The sequence below is a fragment of the Pseudomonas sp. SJZ080 genome (genome assembly GCF_007828295.1).
GTDB lineage: Bacteria > Pseudomonadota > Gammaproteobacteria > Pseudomonadales > Pseudomonadaceae > Aquipseudomonas > Aquipseudomonas migulae_A.
The window spans coordinates 122,031-140,162 of the sequence record NZ_VIUK01000006.1; the positions used below are offsets into that span (position 1 = coordinate 122,031).

Below are 18,132 nucleotides of genomic sequence, written 5' to 3' on the forward strand. Positions count from 1 at the left end.
TGCGAAGGCGGCCGAACAGGCGCTAAAAAATTACTTGAACCGCCGCTCAACACCTTTTTCAACGAGGATCTTCGCCGAAATTTCTTCAACGGAGAAATGCGTGGAGTTGATGTTCGGAATGTTCTCGCGGCGGAACAGATTCTCCACCTCGCGCACTTCAAACTCGCACTGCGCGTAGCTCGAATAGCGGCTGTTGGGCTTGCGCTCGTTGCGGATCGCGGTGAGGCGGTCCGGGTCGATGGTCAGGCCGAACAGCTTGTGCTGGTGGGCGCGCAGGGCGTTTGGCAGGGTCAGGCGCTCCATGTCGTCTTCAGTCAGCGGGTAGTTGGCCGCGCGAATACCGAATTGCATCGCCATGTACAGGCACGTCGGTGTCTTACCACAACGCGACACGCCCACTAGGATCAGGTCGGCCTTGTCGTAATAATGCGTGCGCGCACCGTCGTCGTTGTCGAGGGCGAAGTTCACCGCCTCGATGCGCTCCATGTAATTGGAGTTGCCGCCGATCGAGTGAGACTTGCCGACGGTGTAGGAAGAATGCTCGGTCAGTTCCTGTTCAAGCGGTGCCAGGAAGGTCGAGAAAATGTCGATCATGAAACCATTGGACGTTGCGAGGATCTCACGAATGTCCTGATTGACGATGGTATCGAAGATAATCGGCCGGAAGCCGTCGGTTTCGGCGGCTTTGTTGATTTGTTGTACCATGGCCCGCGCTTTATCCACGTTGTCGATGTACGGCCGCGTGAATTTGCTGAAGGTAATGTTTTCGAACTGCGCCAGGAGGCTTTGACCCAGGGTTTCGGCTGTGATGCCGGTGCCATCGGAGATAAAGAAAGCAGATCGTTTCATTTGCACCTTGGGCCTTAAGCTAGTGACGAATCTTGGATATGATAGGCGCGATTTGCCGGCCGCCATTGGCCCGCATTCTCACTTATTTTCCAAGTCCAGGCCATACAGCTGGCAAATGCTCCTTTAGAGCGCCGGCTTCTGAGCTTTTCCAACACAGTTAGTGGAGAGATCACCTTGGTAGAGTACGTAGTTTCCCTCGATAAGCTCGGCGTCCATGATGTAGAGCACGTAGGGGGCAAGAACGCATCCCTGGGCGAGATGATCAGTAACCTTGCAGGTGCCGGTGTATCGGTGCCCGGTGGCTTCGCCACGACAGCTCAGGCTTATCGTGATTTTCTGGAACTGAGCGGCCTGAACGATCAGATCCACGCTGCCCTCGACGCCCTGGACGTCGATGATGTCAACGCCCTGGCCAAGACCGGCGCCCAGATCCGTCAATGGATCATGGAAGCCGAATTCCCCGAGAAGCTCAACGCCGAGATCCGCACCGCGTTCGCCACGTTGTCGGCCGGCAACCCTGACATGGCCGTGGCCGTGCGCTCTTCCGCTACTGCCGAAGACCTGCCGGACGCTTCCTTCGCCGGTCAGCAGGAAACTTTCCTGAACATCCGTGGTGTCGAAAACGTCATTCGCGCCGCCAAAGAGGTGTTCGCTTCACTGTTCAACGACCGTGCCATTTCCTACCGCGTGCACCAGGGCTTCGATCACAAGCTGGTGGCCCTGTCGGCTGGCGTGCAGCGCATGGTTCGCTCCGAAACCGGCACCGCCGGCGTGATGTTCACCCTCGATACCGAATCGGGCTTCCGTGACGTGGTGTTCATCACCGGCGCCTACGGCCTGGGTGAAACCGTCGTACAAGGCGCGGTGAACCCGGACGAATTCTACGTCCACAAACAAACCCTCGAGGCTGGCCGTCCGGCCATCCTGCGCCGTAACCTGGGCAGCAAAGCGATCAAGATGATCTACGGCGAAGTCGCCACGGCCGGCAAGTCGGTCAAGACCATTGACGTCGACAAGGCCGATCGCGCACGTTTCTGCCTCAGCGACGCCGAAGTCAGCGAGCTGGCCAAGCAGGCGATGATCATCGAGAAGCACTACCAGTGCCCGATGGACATCGAATGGGCCAAAGACGGCGACGACGGCAAGCTCTATATCGTTCAGGCCCGTCCTGAAACCGTGAAGAGCCGCACCCAGGCCAACGTCATGGAACGTTACCTGTTGAAAGAAACCGGCACCGTGCTGGTTGAAGGTCGCGCCATCGGCCAGCGCATCGGCGCCGGCAAGGTTCGCATTATCAAGGACGTGTCCGAGATGGACAAAGTCCAGCCGGGCGACGTTCTCGTTTCCGACATGACCGACCCGGACTGGGAGCCGGTCATGAAGCGCGCCAGCGCCATCGTCACCAACCGTGGCGGCCGTACCTGCCACGCAGCGATCATCGCTCGCGAGCTGGGCATCCCGGCCGTGGTCGGTTGCGGCAACGCCACCCAGCTGTTGAAAGACGGCCAGGGCGTGACCGTTTCCTGCGCTGAAGGCGACACCGGCTACATCTTCGAAGGCGAACTGGGCTTCGACATCAAGAAGAACTCCGTCGATGCCATGCCGGACCTGCCGTTCAAGATCATGATGAACGTCGGCAACCCGGACCGCGCCTTCGACTTCGCGCAACTGCCGAACGCCGGTGTGGGCCTGGCCCGTCTGGAATTCATCATCAACCGCATGATCGGTGTGCACCCCAAAGCGCTGTTGAACTACGACGGCCTGCCGCAGGAAATCAAGGACAGCGTCGACAAGCGCATCGCCGGTTACAACGATCCGGTCGACTTCTATGTCGACAAACTGGTGGAAGGCATCAGCACCCTGGCGGCAGCGTTCACGCCGAAAAAGGTCATCGTGCGACTGTCGGACTTCAAGTCCAATGAATACGCGAACCTTATCGGCGGCAAGCTTTACGAGCCGGAAGAAGAAAACCCGATGCTGGGCTTCCGCGGCGCTTCGCGTTACATCAGCGAATCGTTCCGTGACTGCTTCGAACTCGAATGCCGCGCCCTCAAGCGTGTGCGCAACGAGATGGGCCTGACCAACGTCGAAATCATGGTGCCGTTCGTCCGTACCCTGGGCGAAGCGAGCCAGGTCGTCGACCTGCTGGCTGAAAACGGTCTGGCCCGCGGCGAGAACGGTCTGCGCATCATCATGATGTGCGAACTGCCGTCCAACGCGATTCTGGCGGAAGAATTCCTCGAGTTCTTCGATGGCTTCTCCATCGGCTCCAACGACCTGACTCAGCTGACGCTGGGCCTGGACCGTGACTCCGGGATCATCGCTCACCTGTTCGATGAGCGTAATCCGGCGGTCAAGAAGCTGCTGGCTAACGCCATTGCCGCGTGCAACAAGGCCGGCAAGTACATCGGCATTTGCGGTCAGGGCCCTTCGGACCACCCTGATCTGGCCAAATGGCTGATGGAACAGGGTATCGAAAGCGTTTCGTTGAACCCTGATTCCGTACTGGAAACCTGGTTCTTCCTGGCGGAAGGTCAAGCTTCGGCGTGACGGTGTGGGAACGGCTCGCTCACTGTAAGAGCAGGCTTGCCCGCGATGGCGTCTTCAAAATCGCCATCGCCAGCAAGCTCTGCTCCTACAGGGGGTGGCCGTTTTAAGAGATTGAAGTAGGGCGGGCTCCTCAAGGATGCCGCCCTTTTTTGTGCAAGAGCATTATGCAAAGCAGCAGCAACCTATTTCCTGTCGCCCTGATCAGCGCCGAGCGGCGCGGCGATCTGAGCGAAGACGTCTATCGTTTGAAACCCGGCAACAGTCCTGATGGCACTGTGGAGTTGGCGGTGACCCGTTTAGGCATGGCGGATGCGCCCGCGCACGGGGGCGTGCCGGTGATTCTGTTGCACGGCAGTTTTTCCAACCGGCGCTTCTGGTTTTCTCCAAAGGGGCTGGGACTCGGGGCTTACCTGGCTCGCCTGGGGTTCGATGTATGGATTCCGGAAATGCGCGGCCATGGCCTGTCCCAGCGCAACCAGAACTACCGTAAAAACCGCGTCTCCGACTACGCTCGTTACGATCTGCCGGCCATTGGTGCGTTCGTGCGTGAGCAGAGCGGCCAGGTGCCGCACTGGATCGGCCATTCGCTGGGCGGGATTACCCTGGCGGCGGCGCTCGGTGGCGAGTACATCGGCGAACCGGTTGTGGCCTCTGCGGCGTTCTTTGGTACGCAAGTCAGCCGCACCTACTGGCCGTTGAAGATCCCGCCGGTCGAGTGGAGCGGGCGCTTCATTCTCAAGCGTTTCGCCCAGCTATCCGGTTCACGGCTCAAGCGCGGCCCGGAGGACGAGCCGATTGGCCTGGCCCTGGAAAGCATGCGCTGGTACGGTCTGTTCGGGCGCTTTGGCGATGCCGACAAGGACTGGTGGGCCGGATTGGCCGAAGTCCGCTTGCCGGTACTGGCGGTGAGTGCGGCAGGCGACCACCAGGACCCTGCGTGGGCCTGCCGCAAGTTGTTTGACCAGGTTGGCTCCGAGCACAAGCAATTCATCAACCTCGGTCGTGAGCAGGGCTTTGGCGACAACTTCGGTCACGTGGAAATGCTCGTCAGCAAAGCGGCGCAGACTGAGGTCTGGCCATTGGTGGCGCGCTGGTTGGCGGATCAGCACACCCCGTTGTCGGGAGACAAGCCGGATTTGGCGGCGGCAGTCTGAGCCTGATGCTCTATCAAGGGCATTTCGCTCTGATCGGCTTGCGGCTAAGATATGACGCATTGAGCTTTTCCGGTCACTTTACGACATCCTCGATTGTCTTCCTCTTTACAGGAGTTTCTCGATGAACCATTACATCACGCCTGACCTGTGCGACGCCTATCCGGAACTGGTGCAGGTGCTCGAACCGATGTTCAGCAATTTCGGCGGCCGTGATTCCTTCGGCGGCGAAATCGTGACCATCAAGTGCTTCGAAGACAACTCGCGGGTCAAGGAGCAGGTCGAGCTCAAGGGGAATGGCAAAGTGCTGGTGGTCGACGGTGGCGGTTCCTTGCGTCATGCGTTGCTGGGCGACATGCTGGCCGAGAAAGCCGCGAACAACGGTTGGGAAGGGCTGGTGATCTACGGTTGCATCCGCGACGTCGACATCATCGCGCAGACCGATCTTGGCGTTCAGGCCCTCGCCAGCCACCCGAGGAAATCCGACCGGCGCGGGCTCGGCGATCTCAACGTGGTGGTGACTTTTGCCGGTGTGACGTTCCGTCCAGGCGAATACATCTATGCGGACAACAACGGCGTGATCGTCTCGCCAAGCCCGCTGAAGATGCCTGAATAAACGTTGAGCCAAGCAAAGGGGTGAGGATGTTCGAGGAAGAAAACGCGCAGTGGGGGCTGGTGCATGCCCTGGTGCTGGATGGTAAAGGCGGTGCGCGTTCGATAGCCCGGACAGAACTCGATGACTTGCAACTGCAGGCGCATGAAAGTCTGTGGCTGCACTGGGATCGCAGTCACCCGCAAACCCAGACCTGGCTGCGCAAATCCAGCGGTCTGAGTGAATTCAGCTGTGATTTGCTGCTCGAAGAAAACACCCGTCCGCGTCTCTTACAGCTTTCCGACAGCGAACTGCTGCTATTTTTGCGCGGGGTCAATCTGAATCCGGGGGCCGAACCGGAAGACATGGTCTCGGTGCGGATTTTCGCCTCGGCACAGCGGGTGATTTCCCTGCGCCTGCGTCCGTTGCGTGCCACCGATGAATTGCTGGTGCAGCTCGGCGAAGGCAAAGGACCGAAAACTGCCTCCGAACTCATCCTTTATATGGCTCAGTTCCTCACCAACAAGGTGCAGGATCTGGTCGGTTGCCTCTCGGAGGTGGTCGATGAGGAAGAAGAGAAACTGGATACCGACGAACGGTATACACCCGAACATGACTCCATTTTGCAGATCCGTCGAAGGGCGGCTGCGCTGAAACGTTTTCTGGCACCGCAGCGGGAAATTTTCGGACAGCTGACGCGGATAAAACTACCCTGGTTTGTCGAAGATGACGGCGATTACTGGAACGAATTGAACAACAGCCTGACCCGCTATCTCGAGGAGCTGGAGTTGACCCGGGAGCGCGTGGGGCTGGTCCTGGAGGCTGAAGACCGACGTTTGAGCGTGCGCATGAACCGCACGATGTACCGCTTCGGGATCATCACCGGAATCTTTTTGCCGATGAGTTTTCTGACCGGTCTTTTGGGGATCAACGTGGGGGGAATTCCGTTCTCTGCCAGCCCTTATGGCTTCCTGATTGCCTGCCTGATGATGGTTTCGGTGGCACTGGGGCAGTGGTGGTTATTCCGACGTTTGCGCTGGGTCTGACGATGAGCCATGTGACCCGTGCAAATCTGACCGCGTCTTTCACAGACATCACGAGAGGTGCGTATGCACGATCCGTTTGAACAGTCTTTGCGCGACATGCTGAACGCCTCACCGTCCACCCGTGACGACGATGCGTGCCTTGGGCGTGTCCTGAAAACCGCCAACCGCCAGGTCGGCGCCGGTGATCTTTTCAGCCTGCTGGGCCGCTGGTTGCCCGCGCTGATGATCGCCCTGAATAACGGATCGGCGCATGTTTCGCCGGTTTCACGTCACCGTAAACCTACCGTTCGCACTGCTGATAAGGCTGATTGAATATGGAACTTGATCTCTGGACTCAGAGCCTTGTCACTGCAATGACTGCGTTATGGACCAAGGTTGCGAATTTCATTCCGAACCTGTTCGGCGCACTGGTTGTGCTGCTGTTGGGTTTTGTCGTTGCGAAACTTTTGGACACTTTGCTGTCAAAGTTGCTCGCCAAGCTTGGGCTCGATCGCCTGATGGGCGGTACCGGTCTGACAAAATTGCTGTCCCGGGCCGGCCTTCAAGTGCCGATTTCGACGCTGATTGGCAAAATTGTCTATTGGTTCGTTCTGCTGATTTTTCTCGTTTCGGCCGCAGAATCCCTTGGACTTGAGCGAGTTTCAGCTACGCTGGACATGCTTGCGCTGTATTTGCCGAAAGTTTTCGGCGCTGCGCTGGTGCTGCTGGTGGGTGTTTTGCTGGCACAACTGGCCAATGGGCTGGTACGTGGAGCGGCAGAAGGCGTAGGGCTGGATTACGCCGCTGGGCTGGGGCGAATCGCCCAGGGCCTGGTGATTATCATCAGTATTTCGGTCGCGATCAGCCAGTTGGAGGTCAAGACCGACCTGCTGAACCATGTCATTGTGATCGTATTGATTACCGTTGGTCTGGCGGTTGCGCTGGCCATGGGTTTGGGAAGCCGGGAAATTGCCGGTCAGATTCTTGCGGGAATCTATGTGCGTGAGTTGTATCAGGTTGGGCAACAAGTGCGTGTTGGCGAGGTCGAAGGTCAGATCGAAGAGATCGGCACGGTTAAAACCACATTGCTGACCGATGAGGGTGAGCTAGTCTCTCTCTCCAATCGGATTCTCCTGGAGCAGCATGTGAGTAGCCGCTAACCCGGCAAACCCTGCTAATGTATGCCGCCGCAAAATGCCCCGAGGGGCTGCGGCGGACATTGACCTGACTGTCGGCCCGACTTGTTTTGAATAAAGCTCAAACGCTCTCCACGCGCTACGACCCCCGCGAGCTCTCTGATGAGGAGTTGGTCGCGCGCTCGCATACCGAGCTGTTTCACGTAACGCGCGCCTATGAAGAATTGATGCGGCGTTACCAACGAACATTATTTAACGTCTGTGCACGGTATCTTGGGAACGATCGCGATGCAGACGATGTCTGTCAGGAAGTGATGTTGAAGGTGTTGTATGGCCTGAAGAACTTCGAGGGGAAATCGAAGTTCAAGACATGGCTATATAGCATCACGTACAACGAGTGCATCACGCAGTATCGGAAAGAACGGCGAAAGCGTCGCTTGATGGATGCTTTGAGTCTGGACCCCCTCGAGGAAGCGTCTGAAGAGAAGGCGCCGAAACCCGAGGAGAAGGGCGGACTTGATCGCTGGCTGGTGTATGTGAACCCGATTGACCGTGAAATTCTGGTGCTACGATTTGTCGCAGAGCTGGAGTTTCAGGAGATCGCAGACATCATGCACATGGGTTTGAGTGCAACAAAAATGCGTTACAAACGCGCTCTAGACAAATTGCGTGAGAAATTTGCAGGTATTGCTGAAACTTAGTTCGGCGCAAATATCTCTTACGTGTAGGCAAGTTCTGATAGACTTGCCGCCGAGTTGTCCCCCGGTTTGCGGGACTGCTTCACAATCACCAGATGGGGATTTAACGGATGAAACTGAAAAACACCTTGGGCTTGGCCATTGGTTCTCTTATTGCAGCCACTTCGTTCGGCGCACTGGCACAAGGCCAAGGCGCAGTTGAAATCGAAGGCTTTGCAAAGAAAGAGTATTACGATAGCCAGCGCGATTTCAAAAACGACGGCAACCTGTTCGGTGGTTCGGTTGGTTACTTCCTGACCGACGACGTTGAACTGCGTCTGGGCTACGACGAAGTTCACAACGTTCGTAGCGAGTCGGGCAAGAACATCAAGGGCTCCAACACCGCCCTGGACGCTCTGTACCACTTCAACAACCCAGGCGACATGCTGCGTCCGTACGTTTCGGCCGGCTTCTCCGATCAGAGCATCGGTCAGAACGATCGCGGTGGTCGTAACGGTTCCACCTTCGCCAACGTTGGCGGCGGTGCCAAGCTGTACTTCACAGACAACTTCTACGCTCGTGCCGGCGTTGAAGCTCAGTACAACATCGACCAGGGCGACACCGAGTGGGCTCCTAGCGTCGGTATCGGTGTGAACTTCGGTGGCGGCTCCAAGCCAGCTGCTGCTCCAGTTCCAGCACCGGCTGAAGTCTGCTCCGACAGCGACAACGACGGCGTTTGCGACAACGTTGACAAGTGCCCGGACACCCCAGCCAACGTAACTGTTGACGCTGATGGCTGCCCAGCAGTTGCTGAAGTTGTTCGTGTAGAGCTGGACGTTAAGTTCGATTTCGACAAATCTGTTGTTAAAACCAACAGCTACGGCGACATCAAGAACCTGGCTGACTTCATGAAGCAGTACCCATCCACCACCACTACTGTTGAAGGTCACACTGACTCCGTCGGTCCTGACGCTTACAACCAGAAACTGTCCGAGCGTCGTGCAAACGCCGTTAAGCAAGTTCTGACCAACCAGTACGGTGTTGAATCGTCCCGCGTTCAGTCTGTTGGCTACGGCGAATCCCGCCCAGTTGCTGACAACAAAACTGAAGCTGGTCGCGCTGTTAACCGTCGCGTAGAAGCGCAGGTTGAAGCTCAAGCTAAGTAATTAGCCCGCAGCTCTGAGAAAAGCCCGGCTTAGGCCGGGCTTTTCTTTGTCTGCGATTTGGGTTTCACGTCGTTTGTAGGCGCGAGCTTGTCTCCGGGCGTTCCGACGATGGTCGTCAACGATGACGCGTTAAGCCTGACACGCCGCGGCGTTCTCAGGTTCTTCGCGAGCAAGCTCGCTCCTACAGTGACTTGTGTGGGCGGCCACCGCGCCAATCACCAGAATGGCCGGGCTCTTCAGCTCAAAGGCGCAGGCATCCTCTTCCATCGCGGTCAGATCGCTGCGACATTCCCGTTGGTGTGGCAGGGAAGCGTTTTCAATCATTGCCACCGGGGTATCCGCCGCCATTCCTCCTATCAGCAACTGCTCGCGAATTTCACTCAGCTTCGCCACGCCCATGTAGATAACCAATGTCGTGCCGCCTTGAGCCAAGGCTTGCCAATTCAGACTGCTGCCATCTTGCGTGTGGGCCGTCACCAGCGTCACACCCCGCGCCACACCCCTGAGAGTCAACGGGATATCGCATTGCGTCGCACCGGCAAGCCCGGCAGTGATGCCATTGACCAGCTCGACATCGACCCCGCGCTCGCGCAACCACTGCGCCTCTTCACCGCCGCGACCAAAAATGCACGGATCGCCGCCCTTGAGCCGTACCACGCATTTGCCCTGACGGGCATAACGCAGCATCAATCGATGAATGAACGCCTGAGGCGTGGAGCGACAGCCGCCGCGTTTGCCCACGGCAATGATTCGCGCCTGTGGGCAATGCTCAAGCACGGCTTCGTTCACCAGATCGTCGATCAACACCACTTCGGCTTCGCTCAACGCTCGAACAGCCTTGAGGGTCAGCAATTCCGGGTCGCCAGGACCTGCACCCACCAGCCAGACTTTTGCGTTCATAGTGTTTTCCTCACGAGATGACGGCGATCGGCTGCGCGGTGGCAGCCAACAAACGCTTGATTTCCGGGACGCAGGAGCCGCATTGCGTACCGCAACCCAATTCTTGTTTCAAACCTTGCAAGTCCAGTCCTCGGCGAATGCCGGCACAGACTGCGTTCTGGCTGACGTTTTTGCAGTTGCACAGGGTCCGGGTGCCGGCGGTCGGCGCGCTGGCGTTACCTGGCGGCGCGCTCAGCGGTGCGAGCAGCCAGCGACGCAGTTGCTGGTCGATGCGACCTTCGTGCCAAAGATCCTGCAGCCAGTGCTGCGCGAGGGTTTCGCCGGCGAGACGAATCGCGGTAATTCGGCCGTTCTCGATCCGCACCCGTTTACCGATGGAGCGTTGAGGGTCGTCATAGGCCAGTACTGGCCCGTCGTTGAGCTTCAGGCAGTGGTCGATGTCACGCAGCAATTGCGGATCTGGCGCGGCGGCGCTGGAAGCGCGTATGAGCAGCGCAGGGCGTTCACGGCCTGCGAGGCTGAGACTGACGTAGGAAAACGCCTCACAGAGTGGTCGTAGCGTCTCAAAATGCTGTTGGATATCACCCTCGACCAAGACGAAAAGGTTCCACGGCAGGTTTACCGGGTCAAGTCTTACGCCGGTGTGTTTGAGTTCAGGCTGTTTCGACAACGGATCAAACGCCGGTTGGGTGATCGAATTGACACCCCCCTTCAGGAAGCGATCACCCCAGTGCATGGGCAGGAAGGCCTGGCCGGGGCGCACACTGTCATCGCTGCCGACGGCAACAATGACCGCGCCGCGACGGCTTTTCAGGCTGACCAGCTCACCCGGTTGCAGGCCATGGCGGTGCAGTTCATCCGGGTGCAGGCTCAACACGGCTTCGCTCACATGACCGAACAACTGCGCGGCCGTGCCAGTGCGGCTCATGCCGTGCCACTGATCCCGCAGGCGGCCGGTAATCAGGGTCAGCGGGAACTGCCCATCGCGTTGTTCTCTGGCGGCGCGATACGGATCGGCGATGAACCGGGCGCGTCCGTTGGCGGTCGGGAAAACGCCGTCCACATACAGACGGGCCGTACCTTCGCTGGCGCCTGCAGGAAAGGGCCATTGCTGCGGACCGAGATGGTCGATCAGCTCATGGCTGATGCCGGACAGGTCCAGATCTCGGCCAAGAGTCAATTGCTTGTACTCATCGAAGATCTGCGCCGCAGCTTCGAACGCAAACAGGCTGTCCTGCCCGGGACGCAGATGTTTTTCCAGACGCTGTGCGAAATCCACCGTGATCGCCCAGTCTGAGCGTGCTTCTCCGGGGGCGACAATCGCACGGCGGACGTGGGAAATCCGCCGTTCGGAGTTGGTGACCGTACCGTCCTTTTCACCCCAACTGGCGGCAGGCAACAGCAGGTCGGCGAACGCGGCGGTTTCGGTGGTGCGAAAGGCTTCCTGCAACACCACGAACGGGCAGGCTTCCAGGGCTGCGCGCACGGCGGTCTGGTCCGGCATGGATTGCGCGGGATTGGTGCAGGCAATCCACAGGGCTTTGATGGTTCCGCTACGAACCTGCTCAAACAGCTCGATAGCGGTGAGCCCGGGGGTTTCAGGTAACTGGTCTACGCCCCAGTAGGTTGCCACTTCTGCTCGGTGTTCGGCGTTGGCCGCTTCGCGATGGCCCGGCAGCAAGTTCGACAGGCTGCCGGTTTCGCGACCACCCATGGCATTCGGCTGACCGGTCAGGGAGAAAGGTCCTGCACCCGGACGGCCAATCTGCCCGGTGGCGAGGTGAAGGTTGATCAGCGCACTGTTTTTCGCACTGCCCGCGGTGGACTGGTTCAAGCCCATGCACCACAACGACAGGAAACTCGGCGAGGTGCCCACCCACTCGGCACATTCTTGCAGTTGTTCAACGCTGATCCCGCACAGCTGCGAAACCATCGGCGGGGTGTAGTCGCGAACCAGGTCTTTCAGTTCGGCGAGCCCTTCGGTGTGGGCCTGGATGAAGTCGCGGTCGATCCAGTCTTCCCACAGCAACAGGTACAAAATCCCATGGAACAACGCGACATCGGTGCCCGGAAGAATCGCCAGATGCAGGTCAGCCAGGTCGCAGGTGTCGGTACGACGTGGGTCGATGACGATGACTTTCATTTGTGGCCGGCGGGATTTTGCTTCTTCCAGACGACGAAACAGTACCGGGTGGGCGTAGGCCATGTTGCTGCCGACGATCATCACACAGTCGCTCGATTCCAGGTCTTCGTAGCTGCATGGCGGTGCATCGGCACCGAGACTGCGCTTGTAGCCGACCACTGCCGATGACATGCACAACCGTGAATTGCTGTCGATGTTGTTGGTGCCGACCAGCGCTCGCGCCAGTTTGTTGAAACTGTAGTAATCCTCGGTCAGCAGTTGCCCGGAGATGTAGAACGCCACGCTGTCCGGGCCGTGTTCGGCAATGGTTTTGGCGAAGACACTGGCGGCGTGATCGAGGGCCGTGTCCCAATCGGTGCGGCTGCGGGCCAGGCCTTTGCCGAGGCGCAGTTCCGGATACAGCGCTCGGGCCGCGAGGTCACCGGTCAGGTGCAGGGTCGAGCCCTTGCTGCACAGTTTGCCAAAGTTGGCCGGGTGGGTCGGATCGCCGCTGACGCCGAGGATGTGCTCGCCGTCATGCTCGATCAGCACGCCGCAGCCAACCCCGCAATAGCAGCAAGTGGAGGCGGTGATCTGGCGGTTCATCAGCTGGCTTCCTTCAGGGTTTCACCAAACATCAGGTGATCGCGGCGCTCAGCGATGTCCTGGCTCTCACGAATCTGCCGGACATACCAACCGCCATCTGCCGTGTCGCCGTACAGACAGGCGCCCACCAGCACGTCATTTTTGATCACCAGTTTTTTGTAGATCCCGCTGATGGGATCGCAGAGGGTGATGGTTTCGGTGCCTTCACCGCCCATGAAGTCGCCGGCGGAAAACAGGTCGATGCCGGTGACTTTCAATTTGGTCGAGGTCACCGACCCCTTGTAGGTGGCGAACCCCAGCCGGGCCAGATGGTTGGCGCAGACTCTGGCCTGTTCGAACAGTGGCGCGACCAGGCCATAGGCGATGCCACGGTGGCTGGCGCATTCGCCGATGGCGTAGACCCGTGGGTCGTAGGTTTGCATCGTGTCACTGACCAGAATCCCGCGGTTGCAGGGGAGGCCGGACTTTTCCGCCAGCTCGGTCGCGGGGCGAATGCCGGCGGCCATTACCACCAGGTCGGCGGGAATGATGTCGCCATTGTGGAACTCAACCGAGCCGACCCGGCCATTGCCGGCATCGTGCAGGGCCCGGGTTTGCTCGCGAAGGCGGAACTTCAGGCCACGGGCCTCAAGCGCGGTTTGCAGCATTTGGCCGCTGACGTTGTCCAGTTGTCGCTCCAGCAACCACTCTCCGTTGTGCACCACGGTGACCTGCATGCCGCGCAGCATCAGGCCGTTGGCTGCCTCCAGCCCCAGCAGACCGCCGCCGATGACCACGGCATGCTCGTGGGTTTTGGCGGTGTTGATCATGGCCTGAGTATCGGCGATGTCGCGGTAGCCGATCACACCGCGCAGGGTGTTGCCGGGGATCGGCAGGATAAACGGGGTCGAGCCCGTGGCGATCAGCAGGCGGTCGTACTCGGCTTCGGTGCCATCTTCGGCGATGACCCGGCGTTTGACCCGGTCGATCTCCACCACTTTGCGGTTGAGCAGCAACTTGATGTTGTTGTCCAGGTACCAGTCCAGATCGTTGAGCACGATCTCTTCGAAGGTTTGTTCGCCGGCCAGTACGGGCGACAGCAGAATGCGGTTGTAGTTGGTATGGGGTTCGGCGCCGAAGACGGTGATGTCGTACAGCTCGTTGCTCAGCTTGAGCAACTCTTCCAGGGTCCGAACCCCGGCCATGCCATTGCCGATCATCACCAGTTTGAGTTTTTTCATCAGGTTCTCCGGGGGGGGCTCGGCACACATTTCGCGCAAACAAAAAAAGGCGTCCCGCTAGTTGCCTAGCGAGGACGCCTTTGTCCTGGTCCCGTTATTTCGGGAAGCGCATCCTTCGTCGTTGAAGGCTGGGCTTTATGTAAGTTGAGAGAGGTAATGCAGCGGTTGTGCCAAGTTGTCCGGTGGCCGGTTTATGGGCCCTGAGCACTTTATCAACCGTTGCGCTTGCACCGAATCGAAGCGTGGTGCCCGTTAATGGAGCGGGCTGGCGGTGGATTTGTGTTGGCTGTCATTGCGTCTTCGCGAGCGAGCCCGCTCCCACATTTGGAATGTGTTCCCCCTGTGTGAGCGGGCTTGCTCGCGAAGGACGCGACTCGGTTCAGCCGTGAAACACCAAAACCAACAGCACCAGATTCACCAGCAACGAGCCCAGCGCCAACGTCCGCCAGACCTTCACCGGCTCGCGCTCCAGCAAAGGCTTTGGTCGCACACTCAAACTGCGTCGCTCGCCCTGTTCCAGTACCAGCAACCATTCTTCCGCCGTTTCATATCGCTCATCCGGATTCGCCGCCACCGCGCGCTCCAGACTTAGCGCGATCCATTCGGGCAGGTCGGGCCGGTAGCGACTGGCACTGACCGGTGCACCAAACCGCGGTCGCTGGAATGCTTCGATTTCGCCGTAGGGATAATGCCCTGTGAGCAGGAAATACAAGGTCACGCCGACCGCATACAAATCCTGTTGCACGGAAGGCGGGTCGCCGCGAAAGGCTTCCGGCGCGATATAGCTGGGGGTCCCGGGCAGGGCCGAGGCCTGATCTTCAGACAGACCGGGGCAGTAGGCGAGGCCGAAGTCCAGCAGGCGCAGCTCGCCGTCGTCCCCCAGCAGCAGGTTTTCCGGTTTGATGTCGCGATGGAGAATCTGCCGTCGATGCAACATGCCGACCGCCCGCAGCAAACGTTCCGCCAAGTCCTGCCACTGAGCCATCGGCAGCATTGCGTTTCGCTCACTCAGTTGCGCCAGGGTAGCGCCGGAGTATTCACGCATCACGTAGTACAAATGCTGACGCTGAAGAGCGGCATGGACTTCAGGAAAATGCCGACCGGCTACACGCTTGAGAAACCATTCTTCCGACAGCAACGCTTGCCCGGCCAGGTGATCGTCGCGCAGTGCACCGGGCAAGGTTTTCAGCAACCAGGGCTGTTGCTGAGCGTCGCGCACCCGATAAAGCAGCGATTGCTGACTCTGGCCGAGTATTCCTTCGACCTGCCAGCCCTCAAAGTTCTGCCCCGGTTTCAGCGGCGGCGGCAATGGCCATTGCTGCAGATGAATCAGCGCATCGCCGATGTTCGTTTCTCCGAGGGCGTCGACCCGCACCAATAGCGCGCTGGCATTGTCCTGGCTGCCCGCCAGATGCGCTGCACTCACCAGGGTTTGTGCCGCGCTGCGCAGATCCGGTTGATCGCGCAGGATCGCCGCAATGGCGGTGTCACCCAACACGGCCCAGATGCCATCGCTGAGCAGTACGAAACTTTCATCGAGGCGCAACTCGCCATCGAGAAAATCCAGTACCAGATGTTGATCGAGGCCCAGCGCCCGTTTGAGCACATGTTGCATGCCAGGCTGGTCCCAGACGTGGTCTTCGCTGATCCGCTGCAATTGATCGGCGTGCCAGCGATAAACCCTGCAGTCACCGACATGCGCCAGGGTAAAACGCCTGCCGCGCATGACCAAGGCACTGACAGTGGTAAGCAGCGGTTGCCCACCGCCATTGGCCTGCAACCAGCGATTCTGTGCCAGCAGCAAACGATCCAGTGCCTGGGCGACGCCCCAGGTTTCCGGGGTGGCGTAGTAGTCCAGCGCCAGCGCCTGCAAAGTCGAACGGGCGGCGAGCCCGCCATCGGCGCACTGGCTGACGCCGTCGGCAATGGCGAACAGATAACCCTTGCTCGCCGCCAGCGCCGGCGCGGGAGTGACCAGGCGCAGGGCGTCCTGATTCTCCTCGCGTGGACCCGTGGCGCTGGCTTCGGCGAAACTCAGTTGCAGGCTCATTCAGCCCTCACACCCGCGCCGCGGTGACGGCTGCCGAGCCCCAGGTGGTTCTCCAGCGACGTTTCACGCCGTGCAGACCGAACCAGGCGAGGACGCCGAGGCTGGCGAACAACCACAGGGCCAGTTGATAGCTGCCGGTGCTTTGCTTGATCGCGCCCATGCCTGCGGCGAGGGCGAAACCACCGATGCCACCGGCCATGCCGATCAAACCGGTCATCACGCCGATTTCACGACGGAAACGTTGCGGGACCAATTGGAACACCGCGCCGTTACCCGCACCCAGGCCGAGCATGGTGCACACAAAAAGTGCCAGCGCCGCGTAGGAACTCGGCAAGTTGAAACCCACCGCCGCGATGCAGATCGCCGCCACCGTGTACATCGCCAGCAACGTGCGAATCCCGCCAAATCGGTCGGCCAGTGCACCGCCCAACGGGCGCATCAGACTGCCGCCAAACACGCAGGCTGCGGTGTAGTAACCGGCGGTGACCGGGCTCAGGCCATATTGGTCGTTGAAGTAGCCGGGCAGGGCGCTGGCCAGGCCGATGAAGCCGCCGAAGGTCACGCAGTAGAAAAACATGAACCACCAGCTGTCGCGGTCGCCCAGGGCCTTGAAGTAGTCGGACATCGATTTGGCTTTCGGCCGTTCAGGTGCGTTTTTGGCCAGCCAGGCGAAGACAATGATGGTCAGGATCAGCGGGATCAGGGCGAAGCCGAACACGTTGCTCCAGCCAAACGCGGCGGCCAGCACCGGGGCGATCAGGGCCGCAAGCACGGTGCCCGAGTTACCGGCACCGGCGATGCCCATGGCCTTGCCTTGATGCTGCGGCGGATACCACTGCGAAGCCAGCGGCAGCGCCACGGCGAAAGACGCGCCGGCCATGCCGAGGAACAGGCCCAGCAACAGCGCCTGTTCGTAACTGTGAATGCCGAGTTTCCAGGCGCCGAACAGGGCGCAGATGACGATCACCTGGCCGATCAGCCCGGCGGTTTTCGGCGACAGGCGATCTGCAAGCATGCCCATGATGAAGCGCAATATGGCACCGGCCAGAATCGGCGTAGCCACCACCATGCCGCGTTGTTGCGTGGTCAGGTGCAGGTCGGCGGCGATTTGCACCGCCAAAGGGCCGAGCAGGTACCAGACCATGAAACTCAGGTCGAAATAGAGGAAGGCCGCGAACAGTGTCGGGGTATGGCCGGATTTCCAGAAGCTTGAATTCATTGCACACCTCAGCTGTGAGTCGTCTCGAGAAGGAGTCATGAGCTTGCAGGTGGGGCGCCGCAACGGCCGCACCACCGGCCCCGGGCTGTGGGGCCAAAACAAAAAAACGCCGCCACCGGATTCGCCATGGGCAAATGAGGTGAGCGACGTCTTTGTCGTAGGTGGGGCAACCGCCGTTGGTTACCTGTGTGGATTACTTAGCGAGATCTGTGCCAACAATTTGAGACCGGGTCGCTGCCCTTCGCGAACAAGTCGAAGGAGCCATCAAAGGAGCCACGAAGTCTCAGCCCAGCAGCTCACTCATCGCAATAATCTGCTCGGCCACCTGAATCAGCTTCTGCTGCCGGCTCATGGCCTGGCGGCGCATGAGGGTGTAGGCCTCTTCCTCGTTGCAGTCTTTCATCTTCATCAGCAACCCTTTGGCCAGCTCGATGCGCTTGCGCTCGGCCAGTTGCAGGTCGCGGGCGTGCAGTTGGGCGCGCAGGGCCTGGTCGCTTTCGAAGCGTGCCATGGCCACGTCGAGAATCGGCTGCAAGCGTTGTGCATGAATGCCTTCGACGATGTAGGCGCTGACCCCGGACTTGATCGCCTGGCGCATCACGTCGGGGTCGTGTTCGTCGGTAAACATCACGATCGGCCGCGGCTGGTCGCGGGACACCAGCACCACTTGCTCCATCACATCGCGGCTCGGTGACTCGGTATCGATCAATATCACGTCCGGACGCACCGTTTCGACGCGTGCGGGCAGGTCGATGGTCAGGCCGGATTCGTCGATCACTTCGAATCCGGCTTCGGTCAGGGCCGCTTTCAGCCGGCCGACTTTCTTCGCGGTGTCGTTGATCAGCAGGATACGCAACATGTTCGCAGTC

14 protein-coding genes and 1 pseudogene are annotated in these 18,132 nt (G+C 59.5%); 8 read left to right on the plus strand and 7 right to left on the minus strand.

Going from position 1 to position 18,132, the window contains the following annotated elements; all coding sequences use genetic code 11:
- Positions 1–30: 30 nt before the first annotated feature.
- Positions 31–849, minus strand: coding sequence for a pyruvate, water dikinase regulatory protein (locus tag FBY04_RS10940; RefSeq protein ID WP_084318745.1), 819 nt, complete (start codon positions 847–849; stop codon positions 31–33).
- 174 nt (positions 850–1,023) lie between these two features.
- On the opposite strand from FBY04_RS10940, the gene ppsA reads away from it, so the two are divergent.
- The 8 genes from ppsA to FBY04_RS10985 all read left to right on the plus strand — a co-directional run bounded on the left by ppsA (position 1,024) and on the right by FBY04_RS10985 (position 9,146).
- Entirely contained in the window at positions 1,024–3,399 is a 2,376-nt protein-coding gene (gene ppsA / locus FBY04_RS10950; protein ID WP_084318743.1) for a phosphoenolpyruvate synthase, read from the plus strand.
- Between the two features lie 164 nt (positions 3,400–3,563).
- Positions 3,564–4,553 (plus strand): alpha/beta fold hydrolase, encoded by a 990-nt coding sequence (locus FBY04_RS10955; RefSeq protein WP_084318741.1) that lies wholly within the window; start codon positions 3,564–3,566, stop codon positions 4,551–4,553.
- A 121-nt stretch (positions 4,554–4,674) separates the two neighbouring features.
- Entirely contained in the window at positions 4,675–5,166 is a 492-nt protein-coding gene (gene rraA, locus FBY04_RS10960) for a ribonuclease E activity regulator RraA (RefSeq protein ID WP_145315215.1), read from the plus strand.
- Positions 5,167–5,192: 26 nt separating this feature from the next.
- A complete protein-coding gene (locus FBY04_RS10965; protein WP_084318737.1) occupies positions 5,193–6,188 on the plus strand; it encodes a zinc transporter ZntB in 996 nt (331 codons plus the stop codon).
- Between the two features lie 63 nt (positions 6,189–6,251).
- Positions 6,252–6,500, plus strand: a complete 249-nt coding sequence (locus tag FBY04_RS10970; RefSeq protein WP_007944521.1) for a hypothetical protein — start codon at positions 6,252–6,254, stop codon at positions 6,498–6,500.
- 2 nt (positions 6,501–6,502) lie between these two features.
- A complete protein-coding gene (locus FBY04_RS10975; protein ID WP_008027407.1) occupies positions 6,503–7,327 on the plus strand; it encodes a mechanosensitive ion channel domain-containing protein in 825 nt (274 codons plus the stop codon).
- Between the two features lie 86 nt (positions 7,328–7,413).
- The gene (sigX, locus tag FBY04_RS10980) at positions 7,414–8,004 is read left to right on the plus strand and encodes an RNA polymerase sigma factor SigX (protein ID WP_011333251.1); all 591 of its coding nucleotides are present in this window, start codon (positions 7,414–7,416) and stop codon (positions 8,002–8,004) included.
- A 107-nt stretch (positions 8,005–8,111) separates the two neighbouring features.
- Positions 8,112–9,146 (plus strand): OmpA family protein, encoded by a 1,035-nt coding sequence (locus FBY04_RS10985; protein WP_017337464.1) that lies wholly within the window; start codon positions 8,112–8,114, stop codon positions 9,144–9,146.
- A gap of 129 nt (positions 9,147–9,275) precedes the next feature.
- On the opposite strand, the gene cobA is transcribed toward FBY04_RS10985, so the two are convergent.
- The 6 genes and pseudogenes from cobA to FBY04_RS11015 all read right to left on the minus strand — a co-directional run bounded on the left by cobA (position 9,276) and on the right by FBY04_RS11015 (position 18,122).
- The gene (cobA, locus tag FBY04_RS10990; protein WP_084318735.1) at positions 9,276–10,046 is read right to left on the minus strand and encodes a uroporphyrinogen-III C-methyltransferase; all 771 of its coding nucleotides are present in this window, start codon (positions 10,044–10,046) and stop codon (positions 9,276–9,278) included.
- Positions 10,047–10,056: 10 nt separating this feature from the next.
- On the minus strand, positions 10,057–12,774 hold the full coding sequence (locus FBY04_RS10995) for a nitrate reductase (protein ID WP_145315216.1): 2,718 nt from the start codon (positions 12,772–12,774) through the stop codon (positions 10,057–10,059).
- A 20-nt stretch (positions 12,775–12,794) separates the two neighbouring features.
- Positions 12,795–13,994 (minus strand): annotated as a pseudogene (locus FBY04_RS11000) (NAD(P)/FAD-dependent oxidoreductase); the annotation flags it as partial.
- Positions 13,995–14,373: 379 nt separating this feature from the next.
- Positions 14,374–16,044: a bifunctional protein-serine/threonine kinase/phosphatase gene (locus tag FBY04_RS11005; protein WP_084318729.1), complete on the minus strand. Its 1,671-nt coding sequence runs from the start codon at positions 16,042–16,044 to the stop codon at positions 14,374–14,376.
- A 7-nt stretch (positions 16,045–16,051) separates the two neighbouring features.
- Positions 16,052–17,263: a NarK/NasA family nitrate transporter gene (locus FBY04_RS11010; RefSeq protein ID WP_084318727.1), complete on the minus strand. Its 1,212-nt coding sequence runs from the start codon at positions 17,261–17,263 to the stop codon at positions 16,052–16,054.
- A gap of 283 nt (positions 17,264–17,546) precedes the next feature.
- The gene (locus tag FBY04_RS11015; RefSeq protein ID WP_084318725.1) at positions 17,547–18,122 is read right to left on the minus strand and encodes an ANTAR domain-containing response regulator; all 576 of its coding nucleotides are present in this window, start codon (positions 18,120–18,122) and stop codon (positions 17,547–17,549) included.
- Between the last annotated feature and the right edge of the window lie 10 nt (positions 18,123–18,132).